Here is a 9,274-nt window from a genome sequence, read left to right on the forward strand (position 1 = left end):
CAGGCGCCGCCAAAGCGGGCGAATTGCAGCCGGGTGGCCGAATGGCGCTTGGTGATGGTGCCCGCCTGGTCGACGCGCACGAAAAAGAACGGCACCCCCTTGGCGCCGGGCCGCTGCAGGGTCGACAGCCGGTGCGCGATCTGCTCGATCGAGGCGCCGAAACGGATCGCCAGCAGCTCCAGGTCATGACGGCAGGTCTGCGCGGCCTCCAGGAACCGCGTGTAGGGCATCAGGGCGGCGCCGGCGAAATAATTGGCAAGGCCGATCTTGGCGATGGCGCGGGCCTCCTCGCTCTGAAACTTTGCAAAATCCAGCGTTGCTTCCAGCAGCTGGTTCTGCCGCAGCAATGCCACCTGCAGCAGCATCTGGAACAGCTGCGTCGGCAGCGCCGAGCGGTTGGACAGATGCAGCACCCCTGTCTCATCGTCATAGCGGCGCAAGCCCTCCATCTCGGACTGGCGCACGGTAACGCCGCCGCGCTCCAGCGCGGCCACGGCCGCGGCGCGAATATCATTGGTGGCGGCAAAATGCTCTGCCGCGTGGTCCACCGCGTCGATGTAATTGTCGCAGTAGTGAAAGAAATCCCGCACCTCTTCCCAGGGAGAGGCCTGAATGCGGGCATCTTCCCGGCCCAGTGCCTCGTCCAGCGAGGCCAGCCGCTCATGGGTCTGCCGATAGGCGCGGTGCAGCGACAGAAACGCCCGCGCCAGGGCCGGCGCGTTGGAGGCGGTCAGCCGCAGATCCGCCAGCGGCGGCGCCTCATCGGCAAACACCGGATCCGCCATCGCCTCACGCATGTCGCTGACCAGCCGCTCGCTGTCGCCGGCGCTCAGCTCGGTCACATCCATGCCGAATTCCTGCGCCAGCGCCAGCACCACCGTGGTCGACACCGGCCGGTTGTTGTTCTCCATCTGGTTCAGATAGGGCAGCGAGACACCCAGCTTGGCGGCAAAATCCTTTTGCGTCAGCTCCAGCCGCTGCCGCATTTCGCGCAGCTTGGCGCCGGCATATAGTTTCTGGGTGGCCATCAGGCGCGCCTTTGCAAATCCAATTCTTGCGAATGGTATAATTGCAAATCCGGGGCCGCAAGCCCGGCGCCGGGATTATGCGCCGATCTGCCGCTCCCGCCAGACCACCATCAGGATCGCCACCAGCCCGCAGATGGCGGTGCCGAACATGATCGCCAGCAACGGCACCGCAGTAGAGCCCGGCACCAAAAGCATGCCGGCAAAAGCGCTGAGCGCAGCGCCGGCACCGATCATGATCGCGCCGCTGAGGCCGGATGCGGTGCCCGCCAGATGCGGGCGCACGGAAATGGCGCCGGCAGTGGCATTGGGGATCGCCATGCCATTGCCCAGGCCGATAAAACACATCAGCCCGAAGAAGGTATAGACGGTATCCGCCCCGGCCATCGCAATCAGCAGCGACAGCAGAACCCCGCCGCCATTGATGACACAGCCCCACAGTACCATCCGGTTGATGCCGAGCCGGGTGGAATAGCGCCCGGAGATGAAGTTGCCGGCAAAATACCCCACCGCCGGCGCCGCAAAATACACTCCCAGCTCTGCCGTGCTGAGGCCATAGACCTCGGTGCCGACAAAAGGCGCGCCGCCCAGATAGGCAAAGAAGGCGCCCGATGCCAGGCCCGACGACAGCGAATAGCCCCAGAACCGGGGCGAGCGCAGCAGCTCGGGATACTCGCGGAACTGCGCCGTCAGCGTCTTGCCGCTTTTGTGGGCGGTCTCGCCGAAATCGGTGAAGGTGATGGCCAGCGTCGCCGCACCGACCAGAAACAGCATCCAGAAATTGGCTTTCCAGCCCATCCACTGATCCAGAAAGCCGCCGATCGCAGGGCCGATCATCGGCACGATGGCCATGCCCATGGTGACATAGCCGATCATGCTGGCAGCGTCGTTGCTGTCATACATGTCGCGCACCGCCGCCCGGCTCAGCACCATGGTGGCAGCCACCACAGTCTGCGCCACCCGGAACAGCAGAAAGCTTTCGGCCGTCGGCGCATAGATGCAGCCCAGGGTCGCCAGCAGGAACAGCGCAATGCTGACCAGGATCACCGGCCGCCGCCCCATCTGGTCGGAAATCGGCCCGACAAAGATCTGCACCACCGCATTGCCCGCCAGATACAGCGCCACCGACAGCTGCATCACCCGGTAATCAACCGCGTAATAGTCGGCCATGCCTGCCAGCGAGGGCAAATGCAGGTTCATGCCAAGCGCCGACAGCCCGGCAAGCAGGATCAGGGTGAAAATGCGCGGCGGCGTCCGCTGGCCGGACAGGCGGTGATTATAAGTGGACATAACATCCGGTTAGAGCAGTCAGCCCGTCTTGTCCATCAGTCCATCGCATCGCAGCGCAGAAGGCTGCCGCCGCGTCAAAAGACTCTTGCGTGAAATTCAATGCCTCTCCTATGGTTGCTTGAGCACTCCTTTTTTTCACGCGTTTTCCCGAAGGCTTGGCCTTTTTTTCTGTTGAGGTGACCCATGGCCAATACCCCTGATCCGCTTGCCAACAATCCGGCCATCCGGCAATGGGCCGAACGGTTTTACAGCCTCAAGGCCTGGACCATGCCGGACCTCCCCGATCCGGGGGATGAGGACGTGGACAACCGGCGCAAGGCGGCCCTGACAGAGCTGAACAAGATCACCATTCCCGCCGCCCTCAGCTCAGGCGCGCGGCGCAGCCTGGCCGGCGGGCGCAAGGCGCTGAAAAAGGAAATCCTCAGCGCGGATGAGGCAGCGGCGTTTGACAAGATCGACAGCGATATCTCGGACCTGGCCAGCCAGATTGCCGCGCAGCTGGATGTTGCCGCCGCGCGGGACCTGGCGCAATCCGCCCTGGCCGCGGCGGAGGAGAAGTTCGCATCGGTGCGCGACAGTCTGGACCAGGGCGCCTTTACCTATGTGGAGGGCCTGATCAAATCGGCGCAGAAAACCATGGCTGCCGCCGTTACCGACAAGAATTTCAAGGCGGTGGAGGCCACCGCCAAGGATATTTCGGCCAAGGCAGAAGACGCCTGCACATACGGCATCTATTTCGACACTTGGACGCATGCCACGCTGGCGCTGATCAACCCGATGACAGGCGGCACCAAGGACGCCGCGGCAGCCGCCCGCAGCACCCAGATGAAAACCGCGGCCACCCATTCCAAGGCCGGGAACTTCGGCGCAGCCAAGTCGGCGCTGGAGGCCTGGAAAACCAATTTGGGCGACGAGGATGATCTGGCAGAGGCGCTCAGTTTCGCCGCGCTGATGGACGGCTACATGGCGAACACCCATGACCGCTGCGCGTTTATCCTCGCCAGTTCGGTGCCGGACGCCAAAGACTTCCGCAATCATCTGAAGAACGCCAAGACGAAAGCCTATAAGGAGCAGAAGTTCGCCGAGGCCAAGGCGCTGCTGCAGGAGCTGATCGACTACAGCTCCAAGGACCGCGGCAAGCTGGCCCGCTATATGCGCGGATTTGACGGCTCGCTGCGGGCGGATGAGGGCTTCCGCAACGCTTTGACGGCGGCGGATACCAAGCAGAAATTCAAGGGCGCCAACGATCCCGCAGGCGCGCAGGCGGATTTGCAGGTCTGGGAAAAGGCCAACCGCGCCTTGATGCGCAAGAGCCACTCCAAACAGATCGTCAAGGCGCTGGAGGCGAAGTACAACGCCCTGAAACAGGTTCTGGCCGAGCCCGAGCTGAGCGACCTGACCACAACCTGGAACGCGCATAAGGACCTGGCGGATGATGACAAGTTCGACAAGAAAACCGGCGCGCCGCGGTACCATGCCAAGCTGAGCCAGCTGTTCCAGCTGGAAAAGGTTGTGGACGACCGGCGCGAAATGGCGCAGATCCTGGCGCAGTTCCCAGCGGCCGCCGCCTATGATTTCCACAAACCGGTTGCGGATAATATCGCAGCGCAGAAATACCCCGAAGCCGTCAGCGCAGTGCCCGCGGCGCTGGCGCTTTTGCGTGCAATGCCAGGCTATCTGACCACCAAAAAGGCTGCCGGCGATCTGCTCGCGGTGCTGCCCGGCGATGCGGATGCGTTGAAAAGCACGCTGGATGACGCGATCAAGGCCGCGGAAATCACGGCCCGCGGCGGCGATCCCGCAAAGGCTGCAGGTGATCTGCAAACGGTGCTGGATGGCACCGATTTCATGGATCTCGTCCTGGCTATGGCGGATTACCGGGGGAAGCTTGCCAAGGTCGAAAAGGAACACGCCCGGACCAAAAAATACCTGAAGCTGCCAGCGGCAGAGAGCAAACTGGACGAGGCGTTGCAGGCGGCCAGGGACCGGGCCGGAAAAGACAAGGAATACGGCGACGCTTTCCTGATGCTGGACACCCACGAAAAACTGCTGAAGACGGTCAAACCGATGGCCACCGCCCGTTTTCAGGTGCAGGGCATTATCGCTGCGCTGAAACGGGCCGGGGTTGCGTCAAAGGAGCTGAAACCCTTCGAGGACAAGGCCGCAGCGGCTGAGGCTGAGGCAAAGAAACCGGATTTCGACAAGGCCGGAACCGCCTTTGATCAGGTCCGCAAGGACCTTGAAAAACTCAGCACCGAAGCGGCGGAAGCCTATGAAATGATGGACGGGGTTGGCAGCAATGCAGGCCATTCGCTCGACCGCCACGGGCCGGATGTCAGCGACGAAGACCTGATCACCCGCCTGAAAACCGGCAAGCCGCCCAATGCGCATTCCGACGACGAACGCTCCTACACCGGCGCGTCCTCCAAGTTCCACAGCCCGCAGGACTGGCTGGCCGGCCGCGAGATTGCCGCCGAAGCCGCATTGGCCAAGGGTGTGGACATCACTGAAACCGAAATGACCTTCACCGGCGATCCGCTGACGGATCCGGATGAAAGCGCCGATTTCACCGTCGAGCACGGCCGCCCGATCGACAAGGCCTATATCGGCCGCAAGAAACACCTGCGCTCCGATGACAGCGGCGAGCCGATCGCGGATAAGACCTATGAAAGCTTCGAGGAGGTCGAGGGCCTGACCCGCGCCTATGTGAACTTCATCTGGGAGCCGGAGCTGCTGCCTGCGGAAACCACCGCCTTCCCGGTGGATCCAACGGTTCATGACGAAGTCAAAGCCCAGGATAACGCCGATTACGTGACGAAATACACCGCCCGGCACAACGCGCCCCCGGCCAAGATTCCGGGCCGCTGGGTGATGATGCAGCAATATCCGGTCGCCGACGGCTGGGACAACGAGACCAAGACCTACACCAATGGCAATCCGGGGAACATGATCCCATGAAAATCCGCAAGGAACTGATCGCAGGCTACACGCGGCTTCTGACCATGGGCCGGGCGGTGAACGCGCCCGACCCAATGGCCGATCTGGCCCAGTTCGACGCCGACATCCGCAGCATGCACAAACGCGCCTATAAAGAGGGCAACCTCGATTGGCTGCGGCTGGCGCTGGATTCGCTGATCGCCAGTCCAGGCGGCCGCATCGGCCAGTTTGCAGGCCAGCAATACCCGTTCAGCGACGCCGAGCTGCAGGCGCTGTTCCGCCGCGCCTACGGGATGATCTGGCCGGACCAGCCGCTGTCCGAACCGGGGGACCAGGCGGATCTCGATTTTGTGGAAATGAGCGCTGAAGACTGGGATGCCTTCACCGGCAACGCCAGTTAGGAGCCAGCTAGGAGATTGCCATGCCTGATCAGGCTTTTGATGCGGATGCTGTCCTGAAACTTCTGAAAAAGGCCAAGGCCTCCGGCAAGGCGCTGCCTTTCGCCTTCGGCCTTGCGGGCAAGCCGGAAGACTGCGGGCTGATGATCGACCTGCGCAAGCCCGGCAAGGTTCTGCGCGGCGACATGAAAAAGGCGCCGGCGATCAAGAAGTCCTGCTTCGGCACCCTGCGGGTGGAGGAGAACGAGGTTCTCCTGCAGCCGGAAAAGCCGCTGAAGGGCATCGTCAAGCAGCTGAAGAAAAAATTCATGAAGGAGGGCATGGTCAAATTCAAGCCGGTGCTGATCGGCCCCGACGGCAGCATCATCGACGAAGACAGCCTGCCGGATGACGATGCCGAGGCGCCTGAAGCCAGCGCGCCGGCACAGGCGGATGATGCCGCGGCAGCCGCATTGAAACAGCGCCTCGCCGCCGCCGCCGAGGCGGTCAAGGCGCTGGGCAACCCGGAGCTGGCGGGCAAGCTTGCACCGGAAATCAAGGCCAGCGTGAAACTTCTGGGGCAGGGCGATCACGACGGTTGCGCCGCACGGCTCGGCCGGCTGGAGGCTGCACTGGCCAAGCTGCAAGCCCAGCCGAAATCCGCCCCGGCGGATTCGGAACAGGCTGCCAAGCTTTCCAAACTGCTGTCCGCACAGGCTGCCAGGATCAAAACCCTGCCGCCAGAACAGGCCGCCCCATTGGCCGAACAGGCCCGCGCCATTGCCGCCAGCCTGAAATCGGGCGCCTTGCCCGAGGCCGCCGTCGGCCTGAAGGCGCTGATCAAGACGCTGGACAGCGCTGCCGGGGACACGGCGCCGCCAGCCGACCCGATGGAGATCTGGCAGGCCGCCAAGGAAGATGTGGACCGTGGCATCTCCAGCCTTCAGGACGCGCTGAAATCCCAGAACCACCCGGTGCTGGCGCAAATCGCCGATGCCGGTCTGTCCGGCGTCACCGATGGCAATCAGACCGCGCTGATGAAGGCGCTGTTCGAGATGAGGTCCGCCGCCGGCGAGGCCCGCAAAAAAGCCGCACAGGCGCTGCTGGCCCAGATTGCCGCCTATTTGAAGTTCCTCAAAGATGATCCGGTGATCGCCATGGTCGAAGACAATCCTTTCGGCGTGAAAGCCCCGGTCAAGACACCGCTGACAAAGGCCCTGCGGCAAATGGCCGAGATCGCCAAAGCGGCCTGAAGACGCTGCTCCGGGCCTGGGCAGGGGGCCGGAAGCCGGGCGGCGGATTTGCTGATTTACAGGTTTGCGAACTCCGTATGCAAAAGATTTGCAAATTTGCGATAATGTCCTTTGGCTTCGCTGCGGCGCAATATATGGTCGCGGAGAAATCTACAGGGGACATGTGCCATGAAAGACATCCTTTCCGAGCTGGAAGACCGCCGCCAGGACGCGCGGCTGGGCGGCGGCCAGCGCCGCATCGACGCACAGCACGGCCGCGGCAAGCTGACAGCCCGCGAACGGATCGAACTCTTGCTGGACGAGGACAGCTTTGAAGAGTTCGACATGTTCATGGGCCACCGCTGCACCGATTTCGGCATGGAAGACAACAGGCCGGCAGGCGACGGCGTGGTCACCGGATGGGGGACGATCAATGGCCGCCAGGTATATGTCTTCAGCCAGGACTTCACCGTGCTCGGCGGCTCCGTCTCGGCAACCCATGCCCAGAAGATTTGCAAAATCATGGATATGGCGGTGCAGAACGGCGCGCCGGTGATCGGCATCAACGATTCCGGCGGCGCCCGGATCCAGGAAGGCGTCGATGCGCTGGCCGGCTATGCCGAGATTTTCCAGCGCAACATCATGGCCTCGGGCGTGATCCCGCAGATCTCCGTCATCATGGGGCCGTGCGCGGGCGGCGCGGTCTACTCCCCGGCGATGACCGACTTCATCTTCATGGTCAAGGACACCTCCTATATGTTCGTGACCGGCCCGGACGTGGTGAAAACCGTGACCAACGAGGTGGTGACCGCCGAGGAACTGGGCGGCGCCTCCACCCATACCCGGAAATCCTCCGTTGCCGACGGCGCCTTTGAAAACGATGTCGAAGCGCTGGCCGAAGTCCGCCGCCTGGTCGATTTCCTGCCGCTCAACAATCAGGAAAAGCCGCCGGTGCGGCCGTTCTTTGATGAACCCGGCCGGATCGAGACCAGCCTCGACACCCTGATCCCGGAAAACCCCAACAGCCCCTATGACATGAAGGAGCTGATCACCAAGATCGCGGATGAGGGCGACTTCTACGAGATCCAGGAGGATTTCGCCAAGAACATCATCACCGGCTTCATCCGTCTCGAAGGCCAGACCGTCGGCGTTGTCGCCAACCAGCCGATGGTGCTGGCGGGCTGTCTCGACATCGACTCCTCCCGCAAGGCGGCGCGTTTTGTGCGCTTCTGCGACTGTTTCGAGATCCCGATCCTGACCTTCGTCGACGTGCCGGGCTTCCTGCCGGGCACCTCCCAGGAATACGGCGGCGTCATCAAGCACGGCGCCAAGCTGCTGTTTGCCTATGGCGAGGCCACCGTGCCCAAGGTCACCGTGATCACCCGCAAGGCCTATGGCGGCGCTTACGACGTGATGGCGTCCAAACACCTGCGCGGCGATTTCAACTATGCCTGGCCGACAGCGGAAATCGCGGTGATGGGCGCCAAGGGCGCCACCGAGATCATCCACCGCGCCGATCTGAACGATCCCGAAAAGATCGCCCAGAAAACCGCCGAATACGAAGACCGTTTCGCCAACCCCTTTGTGGCGGCGGAACGCGGTTTCATCGACGAGGTGATCATGCCCCAGTCCACCCGCCGCCGGGTCTCCCGCGCCTTTGCCTCCTTGCGTGGCAAGCAGCTGAAGAACCCGTGGAAAAAGCACGACAACATTCCGCTCTGAGGCAAGAGCTGAGCGGGGGCAGACAGCCCCCGCTCCGCCGGAAATATTTGTGACCAGAAAGAAAAGGGAGGCTTTGGATTTGTCCAGCAGCGGTTGGCATATCACGCGGAAAGACGGGGCGCTGACGCTGTCGCGCCGCCTGCCTGCACGCTTTGATGTGGCGGCGGAAACCCTGCTGCCGCAGGCGGACCCGCTGCGGCTGGCGCATCAGATCCGTCAGGACATGTGGCGGCACCTGCAGGCCTTGCGCGGCTTCTACCCGGTGGTGGAAATCACAGCTGAAGGGCAGGGGCTGGCGGTCAGGGCCGGCGGGCAGGTGCTGGGCCGGGTGCCGTCCAATGCGGCCGGGCGGATCGCCGATGTGCTGGAAAACCCGGCCAACCGGACCCGCTGGCTGCGCCATGCGGCGCGGCGCCGGGACAGGATATGCCCGGAAACCGGTCCGGAAACGAATAATCCGCTCGAATTTGCGGCAAAAATTGACATGAAGAGCGAATCAGTTTCATGATCTGCGTCAACCGGATTCAGACAGCGCGCGCTTTCAGCGCTGCGCCAGCAGCCCCGGCCGGAGGAGCCCGGGAAACCGGGGGCCGGGGCTGCGGATATATGGCTGTTATCCCCTTTGCATTGTCCGTCCTGCCCGCCCTGTCCGTTGCTGCCGCCGGGCCGGTTGCGGTGCCGTCAGGCCAGC

Annotated in this window: 7 protein-coding genes; 5 read left to right on the plus strand and 2 right to left on the minus strand. The window is 63.0% G+C overall.

What is annotated here, in order from left to right:
• Positions 1-1,028 (minus strand): helix-turn-helix domain-containing protein (locus VOI29_RS19245; RefSeq protein ID WP_323782427.1); only part of this gene is annotated, 1,028 nt, incomplete at its 3' end.
• Between the two features lie 75 nt (positions 1,029-1,103).
• Positions 1,104-2,315, minus strand: coding sequence for a multidrug effflux MFS transporter (locus tag VOI29_RS19250; RefSeq protein ID WP_323782430.1), 1,212 nt, complete (start codon positions 2,313-2,315; stop codon positions 1,104-1,106).
• 183 nt (positions 2,316-2,498) lie between these two features.
• On the opposite strand from VOI29_RS19250, the gene VOI29_RS19255 reads away from it, so the two are divergent.
• The 5 genes from VOI29_RS19255 to VOI29_RS19275 all read left to right on the plus strand — a co-directional run bounded on the left by VOI29_RS19255 (position 2,499) and on the right by VOI29_RS19275 (position 9,091).
• Positions 2,499-5,273: a hypothetical protein gene (locus VOI29_RS19255; protein WP_323782433.1), complete on the plus strand. Its 2,775-nt coding sequence runs from the start codon at positions 2,499-2,501 to the stop codon at positions 5,271-5,273.
• Positions 5,270-5,653: a hypothetical protein gene (locus VOI29_RS19260; protein WP_323782436.1), complete on the plus strand. Its 384-nt coding sequence runs from the start codon at positions 5,270-5,272 to the stop codon at positions 5,651-5,653. Before VOI29_RS19255 ends, VOI29_RS19260 begins: the two co-directional genes overlap by 4 nt.
• Positions 5,654-5,673: 20 nt before the next feature.
• On the plus strand, positions 5,674-6,882 hold the full coding sequence (locus VOI29_RS19265) for a hypothetical protein (RefSeq protein WP_323782439.1): 1,209 nt from the start codon (positions 5,674-5,676) through the stop codon (positions 6,880-6,882).
• Between the two features lie 168 nt (positions 6,883-7,050).
• Entirely contained in the window at positions 7,051-8,583 is a 1,533-nt protein-coding gene (locus VOI29_RS19270; protein WP_323782442.1) for an acyl-CoA carboxylase subunit beta, read from the plus strand.
• Positions 8,584-8,656: 73 nt separating this feature from the next.
• On the plus strand, positions 8,657-9,091 hold the full coding sequence (locus VOI29_RS19275; RefSeq protein ID WP_323782445.1) for a hypothetical protein: 435 nt from the start codon (positions 8,657-8,659) through the stop codon (positions 9,089-9,091).
• The last annotated feature ends 183 nt before the right edge of the window (positions 9,092-9,274 follow it).

The organism is Leisingera sp. (assembly GCF_034669605.1).
Lineage (GTDB): Bacteria > Pseudomonadota > Alphaproteobacteria > Rhodobacterales > Rhodobacteraceae > Leisingera.

Bases quoted from the DNA above. Each gene is read 5' to 3' on its own strand.
- VOI29_RS19250 (WP_323782430.1), bottom strand. From the start codon at position 2,315: ATGTCCACTTATAATCACCGCCTGTCCGGCCAGCGGACGCCGCCGCGC.
- VOI29_RS19265 (WP_323782439.1), top strand. From the start codon at position 5,674: ATGCCTGATCAGGCTTTTGATGCGGATGCTGTCCTGAAACTTCTGAAA.
- VOI29_RS19270 (WP_323782442.1), top strand. From the start codon at position 7,051: ATGAAAGACATCCTTTCCGAGCTGGAAGACCGCCGCCAGGACGCGCGG.
- VOI29_RS19255 (WP_323782433.1), top strand. From the start codon at position 2,499: ATGGCCAATACCCCTGATCCGCTTGCCAACAATCCGGCCATCCGGCAA.
- VOI29_RS19260 (WP_323782436.1), top strand. From the start codon at position 5,270: ATGAAAATCCGCAAGGAACTGATCGCAGGCTACACGCGGCTTCTGACC.